The organism is Rhodococcus sp. KRD162 (genome assembly GCF_017168335.1).
Taxonomy (GTDB): domain Bacteria; phylum Actinomycetota; class Actinomycetes; order Mycobacteriales; family Mycobacteriaceae; genus Rhodococcoides.
The window spans coordinates 93,227-119,287 of the sequence record NZ_JABFAU010000001.1 but is presented as its reverse complement, the minus strand read 5'-3'; the positions used below and the strand labels follow the sequence as shown (position 1 = coordinate 119,287).

Annotated in this window: 24 protein-coding genes; 5 read left to right on the top strand and 19 right to left on the bottom strand. The window is 64.3% G+C overall.

The window, feature by feature from the left end; genetic code table 11:
* Positions 1-4: 4 nt before the first annotated feature.
* The 4 genes from J1M87_RS00580 to mca form a co-directional block, all read right to left on the bottom strand.
* Entirely contained in the window at positions 5-937 is a 933-nt protein-coding gene (locus J1M87_RS00580) for a sensor domain-containing diguanylate cyclase (RefSeq protein ID WP_206486738.1), read from the bottom strand.
* A gap of 94 nt (positions 938-1,031) precedes the next feature.
* Positions 1,032-3,041 (bottom strand): thioredoxin domain-containing protein, encoded by a 2,010-nt coding sequence (locus J1M87_RS00575; protein ID WP_206486737.1) that lies wholly within the window; start codon positions 3,039-3,041, stop codon positions 1,032-1,034.
* Entirely contained in the window at positions 3,041-3,313 is a 273-nt protein-coding gene (locus tag J1M87_RS00570) for a hypothetical protein (RefSeq protein WP_206486736.1), read from the bottom strand. Before J1M87_RS00570 ends, J1M87_RS00575 begins: the two co-directional genes overlap by 1 nt.
* Positions 3,310-4,185, bottom strand: a complete 876-nt coding sequence (mca, locus tag J1M87_RS00565) for a mycothiol conjugate amidase Mca (protein WP_206486817.1) — start codon at positions 4,183-4,185, stop codon at positions 3,310-3,312. Before mca ends, J1M87_RS00570 begins: the two co-directional genes overlap by 4 nt.
* Positions 4,186-4,288: 103 nt before the next feature.
* Here mca and J1M87_RS00560 point away from each other — a divergent pair, with 103 nt between their 5' ends.
* The gene (locus J1M87_RS00560; RefSeq protein ID WP_206486735.1) at positions 4,289-4,729 is read left to right on the top strand and encodes a DUF4307 domain-containing protein; all 441 of its coding nucleotides are present in this window, start codon (positions 4,289-4,291) and stop codon (positions 4,727-4,729) included.
* A gap of 222 nt (positions 4,730-4,951) precedes the next feature.
* The gene (gene greA / locus J1M87_RS00555; protein WP_032394210.1) at positions 4,952-5,446 is read left to right on the top strand and encodes a transcription elongation factor GreA; all 495 of its coding nucleotides are present in this window, start codon (positions 4,952-4,954) and stop codon (positions 5,444-5,446) included.
* A gap of 72 nt (positions 5,447-5,518) precedes the next feature.
* Here the strand turns inward: greA and J1M87_RS00550 are convergent, their stop codons facing one another.
* The 4 genes from J1M87_RS00550 to ilvA form a co-directional block, all read right to left on the bottom strand.
* On the bottom strand, positions 5,519-6,313 hold the full coding sequence (locus J1M87_RS00550) for an ABC transporter permease (protein ID WP_032380514.1): 795 nt from the start codon (positions 6,311-6,313) through the stop codon (positions 5,519-5,521).
* Positions 6,310-7,278 (bottom strand): ATP-binding cassette domain-containing protein, encoded by a 969-nt coding sequence (locus tag J1M87_RS00545; protein WP_206486734.1) that lies wholly within the window; start codon positions 7,276-7,278, stop codon positions 6,310-6,312. The genes J1M87_RS00550 and J1M87_RS00545 overlap by 4 nt, the downstream gene beginning before the upstream one ends.
* A 54-nt stretch (positions 7,279-7,332) precedes the next feature.
* The gene (locus J1M87_RS00540; protein WP_206486733.1) at positions 7,333-10,449 is read right to left on the bottom strand and encodes an arabinosyltransferase domain-containing protein; all 3,117 of its coding nucleotides are present in this window, start codon (positions 10,447-10,449) and stop codon (positions 7,333-7,335) included.
* Between the two features lie 74 nt (positions 10,450-10,523).
* Positions 10,524-11,687: a threonine ammonia-lyase gene (ilvA, locus tag J1M87_RS00535; protein WP_241256203.1), complete on the bottom strand. Its 1,164-nt coding sequence runs from the start codon at positions 11,685-11,687 to the stop codon at positions 10,524-10,526.
* Between the two features lie 137 nt (positions 11,688-11,824).
* Here ilvA and J1M87_RS00530 point away from each other — a divergent pair, with 137 nt between their 5' ends.
* The 3 genes from J1M87_RS00530 to J1M87_RS00520 are packed head-to-tail and all read left to right on the top strand — an operon-like array spanning position 11,825 to position 13,772.
* Entirely contained in the window at positions 11,825-12,811 is a 987-nt protein-coding gene (locus J1M87_RS00530; protein WP_206486732.1) for an Asp23/Gls24 family envelope stress response protein, read from the top strand.
* Positions 12,811-13,362 (top strand): hypothetical protein, encoded by a 552-nt coding sequence (locus tag J1M87_RS00525; RefSeq protein WP_206486731.1) that lies wholly within the window; start codon positions 12,811-12,813, stop codon positions 13,360-13,362. Before J1M87_RS00530 ends, J1M87_RS00525 begins: the two co-directional genes overlap by 1 nt.
* A gap of 20 nt (positions 13,363-13,382) precedes the next feature.
* Positions 13,383-13,772 (top strand): hypothetical protein, encoded by a 390-nt coding sequence (locus J1M87_RS00520; RefSeq protein WP_206486730.1) that lies wholly within the window; start codon positions 13,383-13,385, stop codon positions 13,770-13,772.
* Positions 13,773-13,790: 18 nt separating this feature from the next.
* On the opposite strand, the gene J1M87_RS00515 is transcribed toward J1M87_RS00520, so the two are convergent.
* The 11 genes from J1M87_RS00515 to J1M87_RS00465 form a co-directional block, all read right to left on the bottom strand.
* Positions 13,791-14,087: a putative quinol monooxygenase gene (locus J1M87_RS00515; RefSeq protein WP_241256174.1), complete on the bottom strand. Its 297-nt coding sequence runs from the start codon at positions 14,085-14,087 to the stop codon at positions 13,791-13,793.
* A 25-nt stretch (positions 14,088-14,112) separates the two neighbouring features.
* The gene (locus J1M87_RS00510) at positions 14,113-16,638 is read right to left on the bottom strand and encodes a polynucleotide kinase-phosphatase (protein WP_206486729.1); all 2,526 of its coding nucleotides are present in this window, start codon (positions 16,636-16,638) and stop codon (positions 14,113-14,115) included.
* Positions 16,635-17,930 (bottom strand): 3' terminal RNA ribose 2'-O-methyltransferase Hen1, encoded by a 1,296-nt coding sequence (locus tag J1M87_RS00505; RefSeq protein WP_307830701.1) that lies wholly within the window; start codon positions 17,928-17,930, stop codon positions 16,635-16,637. Before J1M87_RS00505 ends, J1M87_RS00510 begins: the two co-directional genes overlap by 4 nt.
* A 293-nt stretch (positions 17,931-18,223) precedes the next feature.
* Positions 18,224-19,414, bottom strand: coding sequence for an elongation factor Tu (gene tuf, locus J1M87_RS00500; protein ID WP_206486727.1), 1,191 nt, complete (start codon positions 19,412-19,414; stop codon positions 18,224-18,226).
* 101 nt (positions 19,415-19,515) lie between these two features.
* Positions 19,516-21,618 carry an elongation factor G gene (fusA, locus tag J1M87_RS00495; RefSeq protein WP_206486726.1) on the bottom strand — a complete coding sequence of 701 codons (2,103 nt, stop codon included), beginning with the start codon at positions 21,616-21,618 and terminating at the stop codon, positions 19,516-19,518.
* Positions 21,619-21,713: 95 nt separating this feature from the next.
* On the bottom strand, positions 21,714-22,184 hold the full coding sequence (gene rpsG, locus J1M87_RS00490; protein WP_206486725.1) for a 30S ribosomal protein S7: 471 nt from the start codon (positions 22,182-22,184) through the stop codon (positions 21,714-21,716).
* 1 nt (position 22,185) lies between these two features.
* Positions 22,186-22,560, bottom strand: a complete 375-nt coding sequence (gene rpsL / locus J1M87_RS00485; RefSeq protein WP_008714048.1) for a 30S ribosomal protein S12 — start codon at positions 22,558-22,560, stop codon at positions 22,186-22,188.
* Between the two features lie 295 nt (positions 22,561-22,855).
* The gene (locus J1M87_RS00480; RefSeq protein WP_206486724.1) at positions 22,856-23,383 is read right to left on the bottom strand and encodes a DUF3558 domain-containing protein; all 528 of its coding nucleotides are present in this window, start codon (positions 23,381-23,383) and stop codon (positions 22,856-22,858) included.
* Positions 23,380-23,898, bottom strand: coding sequence for a DUF3558 domain-containing protein (locus J1M87_RS00475; protein WP_206486723.1), 519 nt, complete (start codon positions 23,896-23,898; stop codon positions 23,380-23,382). The genes J1M87_RS00480 and J1M87_RS00475 overlap by 4 nt, the downstream gene beginning before the upstream one ends.
* Positions 23,899-23,971: 73 nt before the next feature.
* Positions 23,972-25,387 carry a guanine deaminase gene (locus J1M87_RS00470; RefSeq protein WP_307830700.1) on the bottom strand — a complete coding sequence of 472 codons (1,416 nt, stop codon included), beginning with the start codon at positions 25,385-25,387 and terminating at the stop codon, positions 23,972-23,974.
* 46 nt (positions 25,388-25,433) lie between these two features.
* Complete coding sequence (locus J1M87_RS00465) at positions 25,434-26,054, bottom strand: TetR/AcrR family transcriptional regulator (protein WP_206486722.1); 621 nt, start codon at positions 26,052-26,054, stop codon at positions 25,434-25,436.
* Positions 26,055-26,061 lie beyond the last annotated feature (7 nt).

The window sequence follows — 26,061 nt, the reverse complement described above, 5'->3', positions numbered from 1 at the left end:
CAGCTCAGGTGTGCCCGGACGCCTTGTCTCGGTACATCAGTGCGTCGGCACGTCGGATGAGCCGATCCCTCGACTCGTCGGGTTCTCGCACCGCCACGCCCACACTCACGCTCATCGCGAGCAATCGGGACTCGAACGGCACCGGTTCGCCACAGATTGCTGCTCGAATCGACTCTGCAAGGCGTGCGCTGTCCAGTTCTTGCGGTTCGTCGGTGATCGCGACGACGAACTCGTCTCCGGCATATCGACCGACGACGGCGGAGCGCGACGACCATTGTTGAAGTCGACGGCCTGCCGCCTCGAGCACCGCATCACCGGCAGCGTGGCCGTGAGCGTCGTTGATCGACTTCAACCGATCGACGTCGACGAACGCCAGGGCAACCGGCAGATCGGCCGTGATCCATTCCTCGACATGAGTCAACAGCGAACCCCGTCGGAGCAGACCGGTCAGGTCGTCGCGCTCGGCCCGGTCGCGCCAGTGCACGGTGTCGTCGACGACGGGATTGACAAGATCGAGCAATGCGACGATGAATCGTCGGCCGGCGATGGTCGAAATGCCGACATGCATCCAACAGGAGACGACCTCGCCGTCACTGCGCCGCACTCGCCGCAGGGCTCCGATCGGCCGTCCGAGGTCGGGTGGACCTGCCACGGGGTAGCTGTGCTCGAGCTGCATCGCGATCCGCTTGGCCGACACCCGATCCCCCAGCGGCACGAAATCAGCCACCGGCCGACCCAGCATGCCCTCCACCGGGCAGTCGAGAATTTCCTCACACAGTAGGTTCGCGCCGACCACCGCGTACTGCATCGAGTGGACCATGACCGCCATCGGGATCGCGGCGACGAACTCGGCCACGGCCGCGAGTTGCTCGTCGGTCATTTCCCCGTCCACCACAGCGTCGCTCAGGACACTGTCGCTGGTTACGCCCTCAGTCATGACACCGCCGATCAGCTGGTTGGGTTCGGCCTCCCGCAGCCGAAGACGCTCTCGCAACGATACTGTGTGTCCGCCGAAGCATCGACGCAGTTCGTCATCTCTTCAGCGCGAATGCCAGATCTTCGGCAGACGTCACAGGACGGTCACAGACGAATCCACGACACACGTATGCCGTCTCGGCACCGTCGACGGGTGGCCGGCCCATCAGCAACACCGACGAATCGGTCTTCCCCGCGACCACCACGGAACCACCCGGCGCCAGCGCCCGCGCGGCGGAGACCAGGTCAGCCCCGGGCGCAGTCGACACCGCGACCTGAATCGGACCGCGAACGGCCGCCTCCGCAACGGCCAACCAGTGTCCACCGGACCGCGGCGCACGCTCGAGTATCAGTGCCGCTCGCGCGAGCGACGCTGCCGCCAGTTCGCCGTAGCGTGCCGAGAACTCCGGATCGACCAGAGCAGCAGCTGTGAGAAACGCCTCGGCCATCGTCGACGCACCGGACGGAGTAGCACCGTCGATCGGGTCTCGCGGCCGAGTCACCAGAGTCTCCGCATCATCGGCCGTGTCGAACCAACTGCCGACATCATCGGGGTCGCAGAAGTGCTCTGTCGCCGCATCCAGGAGCGAGCTCATCCGTTCGATCCAGACAGCGTCGCCGGTGGCTTGGAACAGAGCGGCCGATGCCACCGCGAGACACGCGTAGTCCTCGAGCACACCGGAAGCCGCACCGACGGCGCTGCCGAGCGAGGCGCGACGGACCCGCCCCGACTCCACGTGGGAGGCGAAGAGCTGTTCGCCGCACTCGACTGCCGCGTCGACCCATCTCGGCTGTTTCAGCCCGGTCCCGGCCTCGACCAGGGCCGTGATCGCCAGCGCGTTCCACGCGGTGACCACCTTGTCGTCGCGGCCGGGCTGCGGCCTGCGAGCACGAGCGTCGGACAATGTTCGGCGCACCCGAGCGAACCGGTCGTAGTCTTCTGGTTCGGCGGGCAGCTGCAGTACCGACATCCCTGCCCCGAACGTGCCCGCGGAGTTCACCGCGAACAACCCCGCAGCCCACACACCGTCTTCGAACCCGAGTGTCTCGGTCAGTTGCTCCGGCGTCCACGTGTAGGTCGAACCCTCGACGCCCTCGGTGTCGGCATCGAGCGCCGATGCAAAACATCCGTTGTCCGTCCGCAGATCGCGGAGCAGGAACTCCGCAGTGTCCGACGCCACCCGACGGGCCAGCGGATCATCGTCGATCCGGGCCAGGTGCGCATAGAACCGCAGCAGCAGGGCGTTGTCGTAGAGCATCTTCTCGAAATGCGGAACGATCCACTCGGCGTCGACGGAGTAGCGAGCGAACCCACCACCGAGCTGGTCGTAGATGCCTCCGCGTGCCATGGCCGACGCGGTACGGCGAACGACGCCGAAGACCTCGACATCGCCGGTTCGCTCGTAGTGTCGGAGCAGACCTTCGAGCAGTGCTCCCGGCGGGAACTTCGGTGCTCCACCGAAGCCGCCGAATTCGGCATCCTCGTCGCCGCAGATCGCCGCGACCGAGGTGGCCAGCGCCTCGGCGTCGACGGGCCTGCCGCCTGCAGGCACTCCCGCGCTCTGCGAACGCAACTCGGTGACGACCGCGGCGGAGGCGTCGAACACGTCCTGTCTGCGTGTGGACCAGGTGTCGGCAACCGCGGTGAGCAGCTGCTGGAACGAGGGCATTGCCTGCCGCGGGGCCGGCGGAAAGTAGGTGCCGCAGTAGAACGGTTCGGTGTCGGGGGTCAGAAAACACGTCATCGGCCACCCACCCTGGCCGGTCATCGCCACCGTGGCGTTCATGTACACCGAATCGAGGTCCGGTCTCTCCTCACGATCGACTTTGATGCACACGAAATGCTCGTTCATCAACGCAGCCGTTGCCTCGTCCTCGAACGATTCGTGCGCCATGACATGGCACCAATGGCACGCCGAATATCCGATCGACAGCAGGATCGGTACGTCGCGATCGTGGGCCGACTGCAGAGCCTGCGGTCCCCACTGTTGCCAGTGCACCGGGTTGTCCGCATGCTGCCGCAGATACGGGCTGGTGGACTCACCCAGTGCGTTGGCGTCGAGCATCAGGTTTCGTCGCGAGCGGTGGGGTCGCCGGAGTTCGTTCTCGGTGGCGTCGATCCCGCGATCCCGCCGCGATCGGTGCCCTCGTCGAGGGCCTGATCCGGCGTCGGATCTGCCTTCTCGAAGGTGGTGGGCAGCCGCTTGATCTTCTTGTTCATCGACCAGATCAGCAGGGCGGTGCCGACCAGGAGCGCCACCACGATCACCAGACCGACCGGCGAGGACTTGCCGTACTCGGGTCCGGTTGGCTGCTGGGCGAGAATCTCGATGATCACTGCTCTGTCTCTTCGATCCCGGCGAACAGGTCCGTCTCGGGCAGCGAGGTGGTCACCCGAGTGCGAGCCAGCTCGAATTCCTCGGTGGGCCACAGCTTGCGTTGCACGTCGAGCGGCACCGCGAAGAACGATCCGTTGGGATCGATCTGCGTCGCGTGTGCACGAAGAGCATCGTCACGCTGCCCGAAGTAGTCGCCGACGGTGACCTGGGTGGTGATGCGGCCGATGATCTCGTCCTTCTGACCGTCCCACCGCTCGAGCCAGCCGACGAACGGGCTTTCCTCACCGCGGTCGATGAACCAGTCGTGAAAGAGCTGCATGCGTTTGCGGATGAAGCCGTGCGAGTAATAGAGCTTGAGCGGCGTCCAGGGCTCGCCGGCATCGGGGAAACGCTCGGGGTCTCCCGCTGCCTCCCATGCGGCCATCGAGACCTCGTGGCAGCGGATGTGGTCCGGGTGCGGATAGCCGCCGCGTTCGTCGTAGGTGGTGATGACGTGCGGCTTGAACTCGCGCACCACCTTCACGAGCGCCTCGGTCGAGACCTCGAGAGGAACCAACGCGAAGCAGCCCTCGGGTAGAGGAGGAAGTGGATCGCCCTCGGGCAACCCGGAATCCTCGAATCCGAGCCAGGTCTGCGAGACGCCGAGGACTCGAGCAGCCTCGGCCATTTCCTCGCGCCTGACCTCGTGGATGCGCTCGTGCACTCCTGGAATGTCCATGGCCGGGTTGAGAATGTCACCCCGTTCGCCGCCGGTGAGGGTGACGACGAGAACGTCATGTCCCTCGGCCGCGTAGCGCGCCGTAGTCGCAGCGCCTTTGCTCGACTCGTCGTCGGGATGGGCATGCACTGCCATGAGCCGCAGTCCGGACACGTTCTTCCTCACCTCGGATTCACCTTGATCTTGCCTGCCCTATAGTTCCACCTGACGCCGACATGGCCCCAGCGGCACCCCCGATTTCACTCCGAGAGCTGACATGACCAACGCACTTCCCGCAGGTAGATACCCCTCGGGTTCCGGTCCCAGCGGCATTCGGCAAGCGCCGAAACGTGCGACGAAGATCGCACTGGTGGCACTGGTCCTGCTGGTCGGACTGGGCGTGGCCTACTACGGCTACACCAAGTTCGCGGTCAAACCCATCGAAGGCAACCAACTCTCGTTCGACATCGTCGACGAGGACACGATGTCGATCCGTTTCAGTGTCACCCGACAGGATCCCGAGCAACCGGCCGTCTGCATCGTGCGCGCTCGCTCGCGCGACGGTTCCGAGACCGGACGCCGCGAGGTGTACATCCCGCCGGAGTCGGCATCGACCACCGTCGAGCTGACCACGGAGGTGACGACATCGTCTCCGCCTGCCGTCGGCGATGTCTACGGTTGCAGCCTCGATGTTCCCGAGTATTTACGAGCTCGATAGGCGAACTGCCTGTTCGTGGTAAGCTCGGGCCATACACGGTCGCCGAACAAGTGCCGTGTATTGCTGCATTGCGGGCAGGGTTCAACTGCGAACGATGACGACGGCTCCAGGACGTGGGCCGACCAAGGGGATCCAACCATTGGAGTCCCCTGTTCGTTGCGTGCCCTACCTGCTCAGAAACGGAATCGATGTCGAGATTCCGACTACGAGGGAGTGATCGAGATGACCGAGACCCAGGTGACCTGGCTTACCCAGGAATCACACGACAGGCTCAAGAGCGAACTCGACCAGCTCATTTCCAATCGCCCCGTCATCGCCGCCGAGATCAACGAGCGTCGCGAAGAGGGCGATCTGAAGGAGAACGGCGGCTACCACGCTGCGCGCGAGGAGCAGGGTCAGCAGGAAGCGCGTATTCGCCAGTTGCAGGAGCTGCTCAACAACGCGAAAGTCGGCGAGGCACCCACCCAGTCCGGCGTCGCACTGCCCGGTTCCGTCGTCAAGGTCTACTACGACGGTGACGAGTCCGACACAGAGACCTTCCTGATCGCCACCCGCGAAGAGGGTGCCCGCGACAACAAGCTCGAGGTGTACTCCCCCGCATCCCCGCTGGGTGGATCGCTCATCGACGCCAAGGTCGGAGACACCCGCGAATACACGCTGCCCAACGGCAAGACCATGAAGGTCACGCTCGTCAGCGCGGAGCCCTACCACACGTAAGTCTTCTCGCGGAGGGCTCACAACTGCACCCCCGGTCGCTCGGCGACCAGGGGTGCAGTTCTGTGTGCAGGGTCAGGCGGTCATCGTTTTCTGGTACTTGCGTACCGACAACGGCACGAACACCACCAACATCACCACGACCCAGATCAAGGTGTAGAGCACTGGATTCTGCAGTGGCCACACCTCGGGCGGCGGCGCCATCGGGTTGGTGTTTCCGAATTGCTCTCGCACCGCCAACGTCACCGACGAGATGGGATTCCACTCCGCGATCGTCTTGAGCACGCTCGGGAAATTGTCGATCGGGACGAACGTGTTGGCGATGAAGGTCAACGGGAAGATCACGATGAACGACGCGTTGTTGAAGATCTCCGGCGAACGCACGATCAGGCCGACCAACGCCATCACCCACGAGATCGAGTACGCGAACAGCAACAGCAGCACGTATCCGAGCAAAGCGTCGAAGAACGAGGACGTGATGCGCCAGCCCACGATGAGCCCGGTGATCGACATGATCGTGATGGTGACGATGTTGTTGCCCACATCGGCTGCGGTGCGCCCGATCACCACCGCCGACCGTGCCATCGGCAACGACCGGAATCGGTCCATCACGCCCTTCTGCAGGTCCTCTGCGAGCGAGGACCCGGTGATCGACGCACCGAAGATCATGGTCTGTACGAAGATGCCGCCCATCAGGAAACTCTTGTAGTCGATTCCCGGAACGTCGATCGCGCTGCCGAACACATACGCGAACAACAGTACGAACATGATGGGCGACAGTGTCGCGAAGAACAGCAGATCTGGAACTCGCTTGAGCTTGATCAGATTTCGCTTGGTGATGATCGCGGAATCCAGGAGAACATTGCTCATTTGTCTTCCTCCGCCGTCTCGGGCTCGCCGGTGGTCTGACCGGTCAGACTCAGGAACACGTCGTCGAGGTTCGGCCGTCGCAGACCGACGTCGACCACCCCGATCCCCGCTGCTTCGAGATGATTCAACGCCGAGGACAGATCCTTCGACCCGCCGTTGACAGGCATGACGATCCGTCCCACCTGCTCGTCGAGGGTGGGTGGCTCGACCCCGAGCGGAGTCAGGATCTCCTTGGCCCGATCGGCCTGAGACCGATCGGTGAGCACGAATTCGACTCGCTCGCCCCCAGTTTGCGCCTTGAGTTCGTCGGCGGTGCCGCGGGCGATGATCTTGCCCTTGTTCAACACGATGATCGAATCGGCGAGCCGATCGGCCTCTTCGAGGTACTGCGTGGTCAACAGAATGGTCGTTCCGTCGCGAACGAGGTCCGCGATGAACTCCCACATGGTGATTCGGCTCCGCGGATCCAATCCGGTGGTGGGTTCGTCGAGAAACACCACCCGCGGTCGCCCGATCAAACTGGCCGCGATGTCGAGTCGTCGGCGCATACCGCCCGAGTACTGCTTGGCGGTGCGATCTCGCGCGTACTCCAAGTCGAACCGTTCGAGCAGTTCGCCGGCGCGCTTCTTGGCCTCGGCCTTGCGCAGGCCGAACAGTCGCCCGACCATCTCGAGGTTCTCGTATCCGGTCAGATACTCGTCCACTGCCGCGAACTGACCGGTCAATCCAATCGTGCCGCGAACCTCGTTCGCCTGCGTCAGCACGTCGAGACCGAAGATCCGCGCCGAGCCCGACGTCGCCTTCAGCAACGTAGCCAGAATCCGGACGGCCGTCGTCTTCCCTGCCCCGTTGGGACCGAGCACACCGAGCACCGTGCCCTCCGGAACGGTGAAATCGATTCCGTCGAGCGCAACGTTCTTCCCGTACCGGAGCACGAGATTCTCTACTTCGATAGCGTTCGCCATGGCCCTCTCCCCGTTTCTCCTCTGTCGGTGTAAGGACTCCCGAACCCGTAGAGATTAACCGGTTTTGATCGGACCCGGGGTCCACAGGCCCGAACGCTGGACCTCGGTGGCGGTGATCCGAGCCGGCACGGCCGACTCGTCGTACGGGACGTACCGCTCGATCGATCCCCAGTCGCGATCCCAGTCGTCCTTCAGATACGACGGAATGGTGCGCGCCGAGGCGAGCACGTCGATCCACCCGAGCGGGCCACCACCGAAATGGTCCTGCCAGGCATTGGTGATGACGGCACCGCTGCGGTCCGGAAGCACCCGGTACTGCGGAACTTCGGCCACGCCGAGGCGGTGGTCGAACGGATGCTGGCAGGGAAAGTTGAAGCCCACTTCCCAGTCCAACAACACCGGACTCTCACGTCCGACGACCTCGTTCAACGTCTGGGTCCGCGGTACTCGCGGTGGAGTGATCGCGAGCCACTGATCCGACGCGCGGTCGGTATCGCTGAGCACGAGGCGAATCATGTTGGTACCGGCCGGAATCTGGTCCATCGGAACCCTCAGGTCGCGCCACGACGGTGCCGGTCCGATATCGATGGGCGTCACCCGGCCCTGTGCGCGACCGTCGATTCCGTATTCGAGTTCGAGGCTCTGACCGTAGGTGACGACGCCGTCGGAGTTCACCGAGCGGATGCGTCCGGCAGCGGCAATGGAGATCAGATCCCCTGGTTCGGCCGGGAGCGCGTACCACCCGGTGGTCAACGTCGCGGGAGTATCGGAACCGAACGAGCCGAGCACCGGCACTCGTGCAGGGTCCAAGCCGTACGGCAGTGCGCTGCCTCCGGTTCCGGCTCCGGTGGTCGACGTGGGCTGCTGCTGTTCCCCGGTATCGACGGTGTTGGAGGTACCCGACGCCGACGCCTCTTTGTCCGCGGTGAGGTCACCGGCCACCCCGTCCGGGGTGAACCCGTCGTTCTCGGCACCGAGTGCGGAAAAGGCGTCCCCGCTGACCGGTTGCAGCACATCGGCATTGGGATCGGTCTCGAGCAGCACGTCCTCGGCGAGACCACAGGTGTTTCCGGTCAACGCCGAGAGATTGGATTTGGCAACCGAGTACGACGGCCATTGCGCCACCGCGCCCTTGGCCATCGACGCGACGGCGAGCAGCACCATCACAGCTGCTGCGACCGCGATGGGCGGGATCGACCACCAGCGCGCCATGGGCTTGCCTGTGCGCACATAGGGCGCGCGGAGATGAAACCACACCGCCGCGAGCAACAGCAGCACGGTCAGGCCGAGGAACATCGTCGAGATGCCGAGCCCGGCAACGAGAATCGGCTTGTCCCAGAACGGAACTCCCCAGGCCGAGACGTACCAGTACCCGTTGGTTCCGGTGAAAGCCACGGCCATCAGGAACGACACGGCGGCGGCGAACAGCAGTCTGTTGCGCCGTGAGCGCAGCACCGACGCCCCGGTGGCCACGGCGGCCAGTACCGCAACGGAGGCCGCCAGACCGGCGAAGACGCCGAAATGATGAGTCCACTTGGTGGGGGTGATCATCATCAACGCCATCGCCCCGACGGTGATGCCGACGATCCGCCGCGCCGGACCGAGTGCGGTGCCCGGGATCGTGCCGCCCTTGCGCAGCATGGCGAGAACCACCGTGATCAGCGAGACGATCATCACGAACACCCCGAACCGGCGCGCGAGCGAGCCGTCGATATCCATGTTCATCAGCCACTGATAGCGCAGGTATTCGTCGAACCAGGCCTGGCTCGGCCCGGCCGCGTTGTGCACCCGCTGCATCTCGAGCATGCCCGCCACCGTCTGGTTGCCGAACGCGAACACCAGCACCACCGTGCCCGACGCGATCAACGGGGCCAGCAGCGTCGCCACGCCCAACGCGGTGCGATCGAATTCTCGTGCGCGGGCCACGACGATCTGCAGCACCGGCCTGGCGCCGGCGATCAGCGGAGCAAAGCAGATGAATCCGGACGGCGCACACGTGACCGTCAACGCCGCGATCGCGATGGCGGCAGCAGCAGGGAGCAGTCTTCGGGTCGCGATCGAGCGCTCCACCGAGCACCACGTCAAGAGCACGCCGATCGCCACGAACGGCTCGGGGCGCAGGCCGTTGTTGTAAGGCAACCAGAACGCGAGCAGCACCAGCCCGCCGGTCCACAGCGCGGTCTTCGACGCACGCGCCGCGGCGCCGAACCGCGGGATCACCTCGCGGCTGATGACAAGCCATGCCACGACCGCGCAGATCAGCGTCGGCAGACGCATCCACACACTGGCAGTCGAGACGTGCGACATCAGCCCGAACATGTCGTACAGCGGTGTGCCGAACGGCGTCTCGGGCACACCGAAGTAGCGGAAATAGTTGGCCATGTAGCCGGCATGATCGGCCGTGCGAGCCATGCCGAGCTGATATCCGTCGTCGGAGGTGTTCGCGCCGATGATGTGCCACACCAGTAGCGTGCCGATCACCACCGCGTCGGCCGCCCCGAAGCTCCACCAGCGCCGAGGCAGGAAGCGTCGAGCCCGGCGGCCGTCGGACAGGTCCAGGCGGTGCAGTGCCACCAGTGACACACCCGTGGCGAGCACTCCGACGATCATCGCGAACCACTTCAGGACGCTCGGGGTCGAGGAGAACCTACTGTCCAGCTCGGCCTGCAGTTGCAGACCGGGAACGTTGCCCTGAAGATCGCTGAACACGCCGACCATCTGCGGCCGGACGTCGCCGTCACGCGTCACAGCGTCCTCGCCCGTCAATCCGACAGTGGTCGACGCGCCGTTCGAGGCGACCGTCAATGCGCAGTCGTTCAGTTCCGAGACCGGTTGCTCGAGGAGGACCGAATCACGCAACGTCACCTTCAGTTGCGATGTCTCACCTCCCGTCACCTCGGCAACGAGACCGTAGCGATATGCGTCGGGCGATCCCTTGGGCGAGGTGGACAGCAGCAGACCGCCGTCGGGGAGTTGACTCGTCGCGGCACACGGAACTGACGCGTCGACGCTGATCGGGGTGTAGGCGACGAGCGGAGCTTCGACACTGCCGATCGGGTCGGATTGCGGCCACGTCAACAAGGACTGTTGTTGCTCGATCGGCAGCAGCGGTATCGCGATCGTCAGGAGAATTCCCAGCACAGCGGAGGCGATCGCGACGAGCCTAGCCATGCAAATATCTCCCACCGATGTCCTGGTCCAGATCGCTGATCAAGGTACCAGCCGGACCTGTGCGGACCGGACCGTCAGCTCTCGACCTGTACCGAGTATCCGGCTGCTCCCAATGCCTCCAGCACCGCCTCGCGGTGATCGGGACCGCGGGTCTCGACGGTGAGCATCACGTCGACCTCTTCGAGCCCCAGCCGTCCACCGGTACGGGAGTGGACGACGTCGACCACACTGGCCCCGGCGTCACGTACCACCTCGAGGACGCCGGTCAGTCCGCCCGGCTTGTCCGAGATGATCACGCGCACAGCCAGATAGCGCCCGCCCGCACGCAGTCCGTGCGTGATGACATGGGTGAGTAGCAGCGGATCGATGTTTCCTCCGGAGAGTACGGCGCACACCGGGCCGGTCAATCCGATGTCCGCCGCGGAATGCGTCATCAACGCTGCCACCGCCGCCGCACCTGCCGGCTCGACGATCAGCTTGGCTCGCTCTATGCAGAGCACCAATGCGCGCGACAGTGCATCTTCACTGACGGTGACGATCTCGTCGACCCAGCCCTGCACATGGTCGAAGGGCACCGATCCGGGTAGGCCGACAGCGATGCCGTCGGCCATGGTCGACATCGCCTCCAGTGCGATCGGGTGCCCCGCCTTCAGTGATGCGGGCCAGGCGGCAGCACCCTCTGCCTGTACCCCGACGATCCGGATTTCGGGTTTGGTCAACTTGACCGCCGCGGCGACTCCGGCCAGGAGTCCCCCGCCGCCGGTGGGAATCACGACGGTTCCGACCTCGGGCATCTGCTGCAGCAGTTCGGTACCGAGCGTGGCCTGCCCCGCCACGATGTCGAGATGGTCGAACGGATGGATGAGAGTGGCCCCGGTTCGGTCAGCGAACTCCCGCGCCGATACCAGCGCCTCGTCCACCGTGTTCCCGACCAGATGTACCGTCGCGCCGTACGCCTTGGTGGCCATCAATTTCGGCAGTGACGCCCCGACCGGCATGAACACTGTGGACTCGATGCCTACCTGCGACGCGGCCCACGCGACACCCTGAGCATGGTTTCCGGCGCTGGCCGCGACGACTCCGTGGGCGCGTTGTTCGGCATCGAGCCTGGCGATGCGGTTGTACGCCCCTCGGGGCTTGAACGATCCGGTGCGCTGCAGGTTCTCGCATTTGAGCCGCACCTCGTGACCGGTCAGGTCCGAGAGAATGCGGGACGCTACCACCGGCGTCCGGCGCATGACCGGCTCCAGCAACTGCTCGGCCGAGGCGATATCCGCTGCGGTCACCCGCACAATTTCCGACACCGTCGCAGTATGCCAGCAACGATTACGCCCACGGCGGCACCTGCGGTCGGTCATCACTACAGTTGTGGAGCGTGAGCCGCACCCGAGCGAGCCACGACCGGCACGAAGGACTCGCGGTGACGACGCAGGCTGCATCCGACGAGGTCGGCAAGGATCTCGAGACGCGCGGCAGCCTCGAGATCAAGGACCGGGCGATCTCCCGAACCGCGATTGCTGCTGCGTTGAAGGACCCTCGTGTCACTCGCACCACCGGTGGTCTCTCGCGACTGACCGGCCGAGAACTTCCACGGGCCGACGTCACACTGGGTGAGGACACGATCGCAGTGAACCTCTACATCGGGGTGAGGTGGCCATCGCAGATCACGGAGGTGGCCGCGTCCGTGCACGCCAGCGTCGAGGAAGCATTGGCAACGATGACGGGGCTGGATGTGCATCGGGTCAACGTTCTGGTCTCGGACACCACCCTGGACACCAGACTCTCGGCCACCTCGAATACCGAAGTATCGCAATTCATCCCACCTCGTCCACCCACTGCTGGGCCGGCCGCGATGCCGGTCGCCCTGTTGTTCGGGTTCGCCCTCCTCGCTACCGCGTTCCTCGCGGGACGGGAATTTCTCATCGCGCGCGGCCACCTCGGCGGTAGCCCGTGGATCGCCGAGGCCGTGTCCTGGATCGCCCGATTGCACTGGCAGAGTTGGATGATCGCCGCCGCAATCGCTGCCGTCGTCCTCGGGTTGCTTCTGGTGTTCGTCGGGGTCAAGCCGCGAACGAGGACTCATTCCGGCCTAGGCGAGTCCGCGTCGACGGTCTGGGCCACGCCGACCGATATCGCTCGATTGTGCAGTGCTGCAGCGCAGTCCACCCGCGCAGTCGTGGACGCCCACACCGTCGTCACACGCAGGAAGATCGACGTACGCGTCGAGCGTGACGGGGCCGTCGACGCCACGAGCGTGGACGCCGCAGTGCGCGACGCACTTGCTTCGGTACTGTCCGTCGTCTCCGGTGGCCGGCGTCTGACGGTGAAGCATTCGGTGACGGCCCCGACGAGGGTGTCGTGATGAAGACGTTCGTCGCCGGAGTCGATCGACTGCTCGCGGTCGTGGCCGGGCTGGGGTTGATCGCGGGAGGTAGCTTCACGCTTGCCTGGCACTACGACGCCCCGTGGGCGCGAGAGTGGCTCTCTCGCTTCGACCGTGCACGAAGCGCCGCCCTACCGGAACAGAGCTGGTGGGTGCCGACACTGGCCGTGGTCGTCTGCGTCGCAGTTGTCGTTGCACTGCTGATGTTGATCGGCAACTTCTCTCCGCGCACGACGGGAACCGCGAGCGTCATCGAGGAGCCCCACTTCTCGGCGCACGCGGACCTGAGCGCCATCGCCTCCGGCGTCGCAGCAGAGTTGGCCGAGTTCCCCGGTGTTCGACGAGCCAAGGGAACGGCGATCGATGATCGGGGAATGCCCACAGTCGCTGTGTCGGTCTATGCTGCAGCAGATTTCGATGTAGTTGCTTTCACGACGGACGCCGAGTCTTGCGCCGCGTTCGTGGCACGGTCTCTGGGCGGCGCAGATGTGGCGACACGCGTCCAACTGCACATCGACAAACGGACTTGACGTCACGTTACGGTGGATCCATGACGGCATCGAGGCGTAGCAGATTCGAGCGATGGTCCGGCGGAATGCCTCTCACCGTTCCGGTGGCATTCGGGGCGGTGCTGGTGATTGCCGCCTTCGCCTCGAAACTGGGTGACAGTTCGGTCTACTTCTACGTCCCCCTGGTGTTCGCGACGACCGGGACGATGATCTGGCTCAATGCCCGTCATAACCGCGATCGAACCGGCCTGCTACACGCCGCTGTTGCATCGGCACTGCTGATCGGATGCGGCATCGTTGTCGCTGCCTGCGGACTTGCCGGCGCTCTGATGCTGGACTCGCAGACCTTCTGGGCGTCGATCGGGGTAGCTGCTGCAATCGCGGCACCGATCAGTGCCGGAATCACTCCGTTCTCGTCGCCCAAAAACTAGTGCCGTTGCCCTCGCGGTCTAACGGACTGCCACACCGTCGATGACCAACACCTGGGCTGGACCAGCCCGGAACTCCTTGTTCGCGGCAGCCGCGTCGCGCATGTGTGGGGCTTCGGCATGGGCCGCCAAGGCCTCCGCCGACTCCCAGTGTTCGAGTATCACGAACTTTTCCTCGGAGCCGACGACTCGATGCAGGTCGTACCGGAGGCAACCCGATTCCGCTCGAACCAGTGGTGCCAGCTTGGCGAACGCCTGAACCTGACGTTCGCCGAGACCGGCCTTCGTTTCCACGGACACAACGACTCTGATGGTCATCGCCGAAGAGTAATGCATGCGGCAGCTACAGTCGCGGGTCCACCGGCTCCGATTCCAGTGCCAGGACCGCGAACACCGCCTGGTGGATGCGATACAGCGGCTCACCTCGCACCGAGCGATCCAGCGCTTCCATTCCCAGCGCGTATTCACGCAGGGCCATCGACTGCTTGTGCCCCACGTTTCGGTTGCGCAGTGCAGTCAGTCGATCCGGGTCGGTGTAATCGGCACCGTAGATCAGCCGTAGGTACTCTCGGCCGCGAACCTTCATGCCGGGCTGCATCTTTCCGCGTGGAGCGTTGGCTGCCGGTTTGACGACCATCCCCTCTCCGCCCTGCGCCGTCAACTCCTCCCACCACTTCTCCCCTGCCGCAACCGAATCCGGCCTCGACAGATCGACCTCGATTCGACCGGTGGTGGCGAACAAACCGGGATCTGCTGCCACCAAGCGGTCGGCAACGTCGAGGTGCCACGTGTGCGGACGATCCGCATACGTCTCGACGTTCGACGCCAGTACCTGAAACGGCGCGATCCGAACTCCGTCGAGCCCGTCGGTAGGCCAGACGTATCGCCGATACGCGGCGGTGTACTCACCCAGGTTGTTGTGCCGAACGGTGTTCCGATCCTGCAACTCCTGCACATCCAGACCGCGCGATCCGGCCGATGCCAGCACTGCCGCCTCGGCCCCGAGATTCGCCCGAGACACCGCTGCGACCGCGGCGTACTCGGTCTTGATCAGGCCCTCCGCTTTGGCGGACCACGGCATCAGTTCGCAGTCGAGAACAAGCCAGCGCGCGGCCAATTCCTCCCACACACCGGCCTTCTCGACCGCGTCGGACACCCCCGAGATCAGCTCGCCGGTGAGCGACTCGTCGAACACCGGACGACCGGTCCGCGTGTACGCAGTGCCGAGCGCTCCCTCCAGGGCATCGAACTTCTCCCGAGCGGTGTCTGCATCTCGACACACCACCACAACCACCCGCGAGCCCATGTGCTTCTCCTCGCAGATCACCGTCGAGGCACCGAGCGTGCGATACGCCTCGAACGCCTCCGTCGGATACTCGAGATAGCCCTCGCGCATCGATGTTCCGCTCGGAGCCATCGTCGGCGGCAGATAGTGCAGCCACTGCGGAGCCAGCGCGAACCGACTCATCACCTCCAGTGCGCCAGCGGCATTCTCCGGACGTACCGACACGCGTCCACGTAGCGATGTCTCCACCCCCGTCGGGCCGATCACGTCCGACAGATCGAGCGACGCAGCATCACGCGTGAACGCACCCATCGGTCGCGCAGGCTCGTACCAGACTTTCTCGGCCGGAACCGAAACGATCTCGCGCTCCGGATAGCGCAGTGCCGTGAGCTTGCCACCGAAGACGCACCCCGTGTCGAGGCACGCAGTGTTGTTCTCCCACTCCACTTCCGGCACCGGAGTGTGCCCGTACAGCACCGTCGCCGAGCCCCGATAGTCCTGCGCCCACGGATACCGCACCGGCAAGCCGAACTCGTCGGTCTCGCCCGTGGTGTCTCCGTACAGAGCAAAGCTCCGAACCCTGCCCGACGCCCTGTTGTGGTACTTCTCGATCAGTCCGGCGTGCGCGACGACGAGCTTGCCGCCGTCGAGCACGAGGTGCGCGACCAGACCATCGCAGAACTCGAGAACCTCCCGGCGGAACTCCTCCGGTTCTCCGTCGAGCTGTTCGAGGGTCTCGGCGAGACCGTGCGAGGCCGTCACCTTCCGCCCCCGCAGTGCCTTGACGAGCTTGTTCTCGTGATTGCCAGGAACAGCCAATGCCGCTCCGGCATCGACCATTCCCATCACCAGCCGTAGCACACCCACCGAATCCGGTCCGCGATCGACATAGTCTCCGACGAACACCGCGGTTCGACCGTCCGGCGGCGTCGCACCGACGGATCTGCCTACTCCATCCCGTATGAGCGTGTATCCGAGTGCAGTGAGCAGGCTTTCGAGCTCGGACAGACAGCCGTGAACATCACCGACAACATCGAACGGTCCGGTCAGGTCTCGTCGATCACTGCGCAGCGGCGTGCGAACGAACTGCGCCGACGCCACCGCATCGACGCCGCTCAGTACGTGGACCGTCCGAAAACCTTCTTTGGCCAGCCCACGCATCGAGCGCTGCAACTGGGAGTGTTGGCGACGCAATACATCTCGGCCGAAAGCTCGGTCGCTTCGCTCGGCGTTGCGCTGCGCACACACCGATTCGGCCACATCGAGCACAACGGCGACCGGAAGCACATCGTGGTCACGTGCCAGCGCGATCAGCGCTTTGCGCGCGGCTGGTTGAACGTTGGTCGCATCGACGACGGTGAGTAGACCGGCGCGAAGCCTGGTTGCGACGAGAAACTCCAACAGCGCGAACGCGTCCTTGGTCGCACTCTGCAGATTGGGGTCGTTGCTCACCATGCCCCGGCAGGCATCGCTGGACACTGCCTCGTACGGACCGAAGTGCTCCGCGGCGAAGGACGACTTACCGGAGCCGCTGATACCGATCAGAACGACGAGGGACAGATCCGGAATCTCGAAGGTACTCACTCGGACTGCTCCTCTCTGGTGAATACTGCCATCTGGGTCGGGGTTCCGTGATTCGGATCGCGCGGCCCGATTCCCTCGACGCGGACCGCATAGGCATGATCACCCGCCACCGCCGCAGACCACTGCTCGAATTGCGCGCGGGTGAACTCGAAGCGGTGGTCGACGTGACGGAAAGATCCCGCTTCGAGGCCGGGATACAACACGTTGTATTCGGAGTTGGGTGTGGTGACCAGAACCGTTCGCGGACGTGCCTGAGAAAACACCGAACGCACCAATGCCGGAAGCCTCGCGAGATCGACGTGCTCGATCACCTCCATGAGCACCATCGCATCGAATCCCTGCAACCGGACGTCGCGATACGTCGCCGAAGACTGGATCAGTTCGATCCGTGACCGCTGCCGATCGGCCATCTCGTCCAGACGTAGCCGCCGGTGCGCCTTGGCAAGCGCCCGGTCACTCACGTCGGCACCGAGAATACGCTCGAAGGTGCTGTGTGCGAGCAAGTCCCGAAGTAGACGCCCCTCACCGCAGCCGAGATCGATCACCGATCTCGCGCCGGACTCGGCCAGGGCGGCCAATACAGCGTGCACTCTCTGCTCGGCCAACGTCGGATCCCTCGGGGCCACGTCGTCCTGCGGCGCGTCGGGCACGAGTCGATCCAGCGCCGAGGCCACCAGTTCGCGGCGATGCGCCAAGTATCGGGAGGAGATGAGCGATGACTCCGGGTGATCTCCTAACCAATCCCCTGCCACTCGAACGAGTTTGTCGGCCTCGTCCTCACCCACCCAGTAGTGCTTCCCGTCGTCGAGGACCGGAAGCAGAACATACAAGTGCCGCAGTGCGGCAGACAGTGTGAAGGTGCCGGTGAGAACGAGGTCGATGTACTCGGAGTCGCCCCACGTCGGCTGCGTCGGATCGAGCGGAATGGGCCTCGCGTCTACCGTCCAGCCCAACGGACCGAACATCCGTGACGCGAGATCAGCGGAACCACGTGACGGCGCGGACGGCATCGAGATCGTCAGATCCATTGCAGTAGAGACCAATTCAGGCCGGGTACTGCACACGCCTGCCAGCGTCTGCTTGAACAGTCGTGACAGGGCCACGGCCAATCCGGATGCGGCACCGTCGCTCAGCAGGACGGCGACAGTCGTACGCTGAGCCGAGACTTCCGGATACAGCACGGTCGTGGTGCCCATCGGCAGGTTCCAGCTCTGCACGCGATCGGGGTGCTTGTGCAACAAATACCCGATCTCGGAGGCGTCCGGGAAATCGGTTGTGGCATTTGCAGTCACGGTCAGTAGCACCGCAGCGACGTTACGGGACCGCCGCGTCCGATGCGTCCTATTTTTCGTGTGCCGCCTCGGGCTGCGTCAATGGACCACTGCATACGTCTGGGCGGTGCAAGGGTCCATTCACCCAGTGGGGGATAGCGGCGCGGTTGCCGCCCCCTCCGCGTGAATGAACCACTGCATACGTCTGGGCGGTGCAAGGGTCCATTCACGCGGGCGGCGGAGCCGCACGCACGCAAAAGCGGCACCCACCCTGTCGGGTGAGTGCCGCTTTCGGTACAGCTGGTGAAGCTAGATCACTTGATGATCTTGGTGACGCGACCGGCTCCGACGGTACGACCGCCCTCACGGATTGCGAAACGCAGGCCCTCGTCCATGGCGACCGGCTGGATCAGCGTGACGGACATCTCGGTGTTGTCACCGGGCATGACCATCTCGGTGCCCTCGGGGAGGGTCACGACGCCCGTAACGTCCGTGGTACGGAAGTAGAACTGCGGGCGGTAGTTGTTGAAGAACGGCGTGTGGCGGCCACCCTCATCCTTGGACAGGATGTAGGCGTTGCCCTCGAACTCCGTGTGGGGAGTCGTGGTGCCGGGCTTGATGATGACCTGTCCACGCTCGACGTCTTCGCGCTTGATGCCACGAACGAGGAGGCCGACGTTGTCGCCTGCCTGACCCGAGTCGAGCAGCTTGCGGAACATTTCGATTCCGGTGACGGTGGTCTTGGTCGAGCCGGGGCGGATGCCGACGATCTCGACCTCTTCGTTGACGTTGACCGAGCCGCGCTCGATACGTCCGGTGACCACGGTGCCACGGCCGGTGATGGTGAAGACGTCCTCGACGGGCATGAGGAACGGCTTGTCGGTCTCACGAACCGGGTCCGGGATGGAATCGTCGACGGCCTGCATGAGCTCCATGACCGACTCGCCCCACTTCTCGTCACCCTCGAGGGCCTTGAGAGCGGACACCTTGACCACCGGTGCGTCCTCGTCGAACTCCTGCGAAGCGAGGAGCTCGCGGACCTCCATCTCGACGAGCTCGATGATCTCGTCGTCGTCGACCATGTCGGCCTTGTTCAGTGCGACCAGGATGTACGGCACGCCGACCTGGCGAGCGAGCAGCACGTGCTCGCGGGTCTGCGGCATCGGGCCGTCGGTGGCTGCCACGACCAGGATTGCGCCGTCCATCTGTGCCGCGCCGGTGATCATGTTCTTGATGTAGTCGGCGTGACCCGGTGCATCGACGTGCGCGTAGTGGCGCTTGTCGGTCTGGTACTCGACGTGGGAGATGTTGATCGTGATACCACGAGCCTTCTCCTCCGGAGCCTTGTCGATCTGATCGAAAGCCGATGCCTCGTTCAGGTCCGGGAACTTGTCGTGCAGAACCTTCGTGATTGCAGCCGTCAGCGTCGTCTTACCGTGGTCAACGTGACCGATGGTGCCGATGTTGACGTGCGGCTTCGTCCGATCGAACTTCGCCTTCGCCACTGTGTCCTCCTGGACTGATCTGTGCGTGGCCCCGTGGGGCACGCACGCGTATGTGTTGTTACTTATTACAGGTCGAGCGTGGTCCAGCAGCCGGGAGAGAGTTACTCTCCGGTCGCCTTCGCGATGATTTCCTTCGACACGTTCGCGGGAACCTCTGCGTACGAATCGAAGACCATGGAGTAGTTAGCGCGGCCCTGTGTCTTCGACCGAAGGTCTCCGATGTAGCCGAACATCTCCGACAGCGGAACCAGTGCCTTGACGATACGGGCACCGCTGCGTTCCTCCATGGCCTGAATCTGACCACGGCGGGAGTTCAGGTCGCCGATGACCTCACCCATGTAATCCTCGGGCGTGATGACCTCGACGGCCATGACGGGTTCGAGAATGACGGGGCTGGCCTTGCGGGCGGCTTCCTTGAACGCTTGTGAGCCGGCGACCTTGAAGGCCATTTCCGACGAGTCGACGTCGTGGTACGCACCGTCGAGCAGTGTGACCTTGACGTTGACCAGGGGGTATCCGGCGAGAACACCGTACTGCATGGCGTCCTGAGCACCTGCGTCGACCGAGGGGATGTACTCCCTGGGCACTCGACCACCGGTGACCTTGTTCTCGAACTCGTAGGTCGCGCCGTCTTCGCCCTCGAAAGGCTCGAGCTTGATGATGACCTTCGCGAACTGGCCGGAGCCACCGGTCTGCTTCTTGTGCGTGTAGTCGTGCTTGTCGACCGTCTTGCGGATGGTCTCGCGGTACGCGACCTGCGGCTTGCCGACGTTGGCCTCGACCTTGAACTCGCGACGCATGCGGTCGACGAGGATGTCGAGGTGGAGCTCGCCCATGCCGCCGATGACGGTCTGGCCGGTGTCCTCGTCCAGCTTGACCGAGAAGGTGGGGTCCTCTTCGGCGAGCTTCTGGATAGCTGTTCCCAGCTTCTCCTGGTCGGACTTGGTCTTCGGCTCGATCGAGACCTGGATGACCGGGTCCGGGAAGCTCATGGACTCGAGGATGATCTGGTTCTGCGGATCGCAGAGCGTGTCACCCGTCGTGGTGTCCTTGAGGCCGATGACGGCGTAGATGTGACCGGCGGACGCGGTCGCGATCGCGTTCTCCTTGTTGGAGTGCATCTGGAAGAGCTTGCCCAGACGCTCCTTCTTGCCCTTGGTCGAGTTGATGACCTGAGCACCGGAGTCGACCTTGCCCGAGTACACCCGGACGTAGGTCAGCTTGCCGAAGAAGGGGTGTGTCGCGATCTTGAACGCGAGAGCGGCGAACGGCTCGTCCGCGGACGGCTTGCGAGTGAGCTCGGTCTCCTCGTCGCCGACAGCGTGACCGACGGTCTCGGCAACGTCGAGAGGTGACGGGAGGTAGTCGATGACCGCGTCGAGCATGGGCTGAACGCCCTTGTTCTTGAACGCGGATCCACACAGAATCGGGTACAGCTCGCTGTTGACCGTCATCTTGCGGATGGCGCCCTTGATCTCCTCGATCGTGAGCTCTTCGCCCTCGAAGTGCTTCTCCAGAAGCGCTTCGTCGGACTCGGCCACGGTCTCGAGCAGCTGCGTGCGGTACTCGTCTGCACGCTCCTTGAGGTGTTCCGGGATCTCCTGGATCTCGTACTTCTCGCCGAGCTTGGTCTCGCCGCTCCACACGAGCGCCTTCATCTGCACGAGGTCGATGACGCCCTCGAACTCGTTCTCTGCACCGATGGGCAGCTGGATGACCAGCGGCTTGGCACCGAGACGATCGACGATGGTCTGCACGGTGTAGTAGAAGTCAGCGCCGAGCTTGTCCATCTTGTTGACGAAGCAGATACGCGGCACGTCGTACTTGTCGGCCTGACGCCACACCTGCTCGGACTGCGGCTCGACACCTTCTTTGCCGTCGAACACTGCGACAGCGCCGTCGAGGACGCGGAGCGAGCGCTCCACCTCGACGGTGAAGTCGACGTGACCGGGGGTGTCGATGATGTTGATCTGGTTGTCGTTCCAGAAGCACGTCGTGGCAGCAGAGGTGATCGTGATGCCACGCTCCTGCTCCTGCTCCATCCAGTCCATGGTGGCTGCGCCATCGTGAACTTCACCGATCTTGTAGGAGATACCGGTGTAGAAGAGGATGCGTTCGGTAGTGGTGGTCTTGCCGGCATCGATGTGGGCCATGATGCCGATGTTGCGGACCTTGTTGAGGTCGGTCAGCACGTCCTGTGCCACGAGTTAACCCGCCTTGGTGTTGGAAGAGGTATTGCCTGAGCTGATCAACGCTCCGGCGGTATCGGATAGTTCCGAGCACCACCGGAGCGAGGAGATCACCAGCGGTAGTGGGCGAACGCCTTGTTGGCTTCGGCCATCTTGTGAGTGTCCTCGCGACGCTTCACAGCGGCACCGAGGCCGTTGCTGGCGTCGAGCAACTCGTTCGCCAGACGCTCGACCATGGTCTTCTCACGACGAGCGCGCGAGAACGTGACCAGCCAGCGCAGTGCCAGCGTGGTGGAGCGGCCGGGACGAACCTCGACGGGCACCTGGTAGGTGGCACCACCGACGCGACGGCTGCGAACCTCGAGGGCCGGCTTGACGTTGTCCAGTCCACGCTTGAGCGTGACGACGGGATCGCTGCCGGTCTTCTCGCGAACCTGCTCGAGCGCCTGGTAGACGATGCGCTCTGCGGTCGACTTCTTGCCGTCGAGGAGGATCTTGTTGACGAGCTGCGTGACCAACGGCGATCCGTAGACCGGGTCGTTGATCAGCGGCCGCTTGGGTGCTGGGCCCTTGCGTGGCATATCAGCTCTTCTCCTTCTTGGCTCCGTAGCGGCTGCGAGCCTGCTTGCGGTTCTTGACACCCTGGGTGTCGAGCGAGCCGCGGATGATCTTGTAACGCACACCCGGGAGGTCCTTCACACGACCACCGCGAACGAGCACCATCGAGTGCTCCTGCAGGTTGTGACCCTCACCGGGGATGTATGCGGTGACCTCGACCGAGGAGGTCAGGCGAACACGCGCGACCTTACGGAGAGCGGAGTTCGGCTTCTTGGGGGTGGTGGTGTACACGCGAGTGCACACACCACGGCGCTGGGGACTGCCCTTGAGGGCAGCGGTCTTCAGTTTCGCGACCTTGTCGGTGCGTCCCTTACGGACCAGCTGGTTGATCGTTGGCATAAACCGGCTTTCTTCGTGTCGATAAACAGGGATCTAGCAGTTGGAGCAAGAGAACACTGCTCCTCACCCGGTACCGCTGCTGCTCCAGTACTACTTCTGCGGGTCTCTTGCACCCCGCGGTCGGGTGTGTCGCATACCCCCACACGTCCAGCCGGTTGCGCGCTCTTTCACTCGAACGTGCGCACGGCTGTACCTCGCATAGGCACACAAACGTTCCGGCCATGCCGGACACGACCCATAACGATACCCGGCAGCGTCGCCTCGGGTCAAAACACCCCTGCTGTGACCGCTCGAGCTACCGGCTCAGGTTGAGAGTGAGGTCGGCGAGCTTGGTCGCGGCCTGACAGGGGTCGGGATGAACGACGTCCGGCTGATACTGCACCCACCACCCGAATATGCCCGAGCGATCCGCACCCGCGGAAACCCCACACGACGCCGAATCGTTCGGCCGTTGCGTCTGGATTGCTTTGCGGCCCTGCACAGTTGTGTCGCTGACGGTGTAGTTCATCTTCTCGTCGGCGGCTCGCTCGGCGGCCAGGGTGCCGTACTCGAACCAGTTGAACGTCACCTTCACGGTACCGGCGGAGCCGATGAGATCCCACCGACAGATCGCCCCGAAGAACCCCCGGGCGATGTCCTCGGCCTCGGTGGCGTCGAGGATCTGGTCGTCGGTGACGGCATCGCACTCGGTCAACAACTTGGTGAATTCTTCACCACCCGATCCACCGAACGCGGCAGGCCGGGCTGTCCCCTCGACGGTCTGGGAGCAGCCTGCGGCAAGCAACAGCGTCGCTGCGGCGGCAATCACGCGTCTGGTGCTCATTGCTTGCGCTCCACGGTCAGCTTCGCCAGTTCGTTCGCGACCTCGCAGGGCGGCCGCACCACCGGTGAGTCGGAATAGGTGATCGACCAGTGAATGAAGTCGTCGCCGAACTGCACACCGATCTCGCACAAGGGTCCTTGCTCGGCCTCGAACCCGGGGTTGCCGTCGATCGCGATGTCCTTCGCGGGCCGACCGATCAGCTCGGAACCGGCACGTTCGCGTCCGATCGGGCTGCCGCGGTACCAGGAGAAGCTGATGCGGGGACCGCTGAAGCCCACGGTTTCCCACTGGCAGCCGACGGAGTTACGGGTGATCTGCCCGAACGGACCCACTCCGAACGCGGATTGCACCTCGGCATCGGAGATCGATCCGCATTCACCGAAGAAGGGGCCGGGCTCGTACGCCGCGGTGGTGGTCGTGTCCGTGGCTGCGGACGAGGACGCGGTGTCGCCCTCGCCGCCGCACCCGGCGACCAGAGCGGCGACTGCGGTGATGACCACTGCCACTCGCTTCATGTCGTCCTTCGCCTGCTGTTCGGTGCCGAAGTTCGGGTGTCGTTGTGAACCTATCAATCGGATGATCCCCGAGTCATTTGCCGTGCACGGCGCGTCCTCGGACATACACGCCGACGATGGCGGGCTCGCGCATGGCCATCAAGAGTGCGAACAGCGTTTGCTCCCGAGCCAGCTCTGGATCCTCGGCGCGTACGCCGTGATCGATGGCCGCCGCCAAGTTCGGCCACGCGTTCGGATCGACCACGACGAAGTCTGCTTCCTTGCCGGCGTCGAAGTTGCCGATTCGGCTCTCCATGTCCAGCGCGCGGGCACCGGCGAGAGTTCCGGTGAACAACAGCTCGGCCGGATGCAAGGACAGCCCCGCGTCTCCGGCCTCGGAGATGTGCACTTTGAATGCGTCGGCGAGCACCTGCGGCAGTAGCCATTCGTCGCCGCCGCCGAAATCGGATCCGATGGCGATGTTCACCCCCGCGGCGACGGTTCGTTTCCATGGCATCGTGCCCGAGCCGAGAAATTGCTGGGAGGTGGGACAGTGCGCGATGGATGTACCGGTCTCGGCCATCCGTGCCAACTCGGCGTCCTGACAGTGCACGGCGTGAGCGAGGATGCTGCGCTTGCCGAGGAAGCTCTTGCCGCCGACCTGCGAACCGGGCAGGAATTTGCCGTCGTAGGTGTCGAGATAGTTGTCCACTCGATACGCGGCCTTGGTGGCATCGATCTCGCCGGTGCCCGGCCGGTTGTTCTCGTTCAGATGCGTGTGGAAGTAGACACCTCGCGTTCGCACCGAATCGTAGAGGTCACCGAGATTCTTCAGCGTCCGCGTGGTGACCGACAGCGAAAACCTCGGTACGACGGCCACGTGCAGCATGGCCGTGTCGACGTCGCCGGTGTCTGCAGCGTGCCACTTCTCGATCTCCTCCGATACCAGCCGGATCGCCTCGTCCTCGCTGGTGATCAGGGCCTGGGCGGATGACGGACCGGTGGTCTGGACTCCGCGACCGCTGACGATGCGTAGTCCGTGCCTGCTCGTCTCGGAGAACAGCGAATCCTGCGCATGAGGGAAGGCCGACCCGAACACCATCGCCTGTGTGGTGCCCGCCCGGATGCGTGCGGCACAGAAATCCCTGGCCGCTGCGGCTGCGAACTCGGGATCGGCGAAGCGGGACTCGGACGGGAAGATGCACGTGTTCAACCATTCGAGCAGCTGGCCGCCGCCGTACGAGTCTCCGGCGTAGGTCTGCGGGAAGTGAATATGTGTGTCGACGAATCCCGGCAGGAGGAAGCCCGGACGATGATCGGCCACCGACAGGTCAGCGAATCGACTTGGGAGTGAATCGAATTCGCCGCAGAACTCGATGACGCCGTCATCGCCGACGACGAGGACGCCATCGGGAATCGACACCAGCGCAGCCGCGGCGTCGACCATCGTGGGTGAGCCGGCGACGTGAAAGATGTGGCCGCGGTGCACGCGAGCGGTATCGGAAGTCACCAGCCAGACTCAAGCACAGGTTGCCAGGTGCTGCAGACCGGGCGAATCAGAGCGCTATCGATCCAGCTGTGTCCCTGGCGTTGAGCGAGGAATCGAGTACATCTGCCCAGGTGCGGACGATCTCGACGCGTCGCCGCGCATCGTCGGTGAGCACATCGGCCAGTCCCAGACCGCGGGCCAGGTCCAGGGTTGCCTGGACGAGACGGTGGGTGACCGGATCGTTGTCGTCCACCCCGAGATTCTCGACGGCCATCTTGTGGGCCCGGCGGCCGAACCGTTCCTCGAGCGGCACGATCCGATCGCGTAGCTCCGGATCGGCCGATGCAGCCGTCCACACCTGCAGTGCCGCTTTGAACATCGGACCGGTGTAGTACTCGACGAGCCGCTCCACCACGAGCTTCGTCCGCCCCGGCCCCGGCGGAATGTCCTGTGCCTCGCGGCGTGCGTGGTCCATTCGCAGGTCGAACATGTACTCGAGTGCGCCGGTGATCAGGTCTTCACGCGTCGGGAAATGGTGTTGGGTGGCACCGCGGGAGACGCCTGCGCGCTCGGCGACCACACCGACCGTCGTTGCGCCCCAGCCCTGCTCGGCGAGCGAGTCGATCGTCGCCTCCAGCAGTCGCTGACGCGTCACCCTGCTTCGGTCCTGCTTGGGTTCGCGCGCCACCACCATC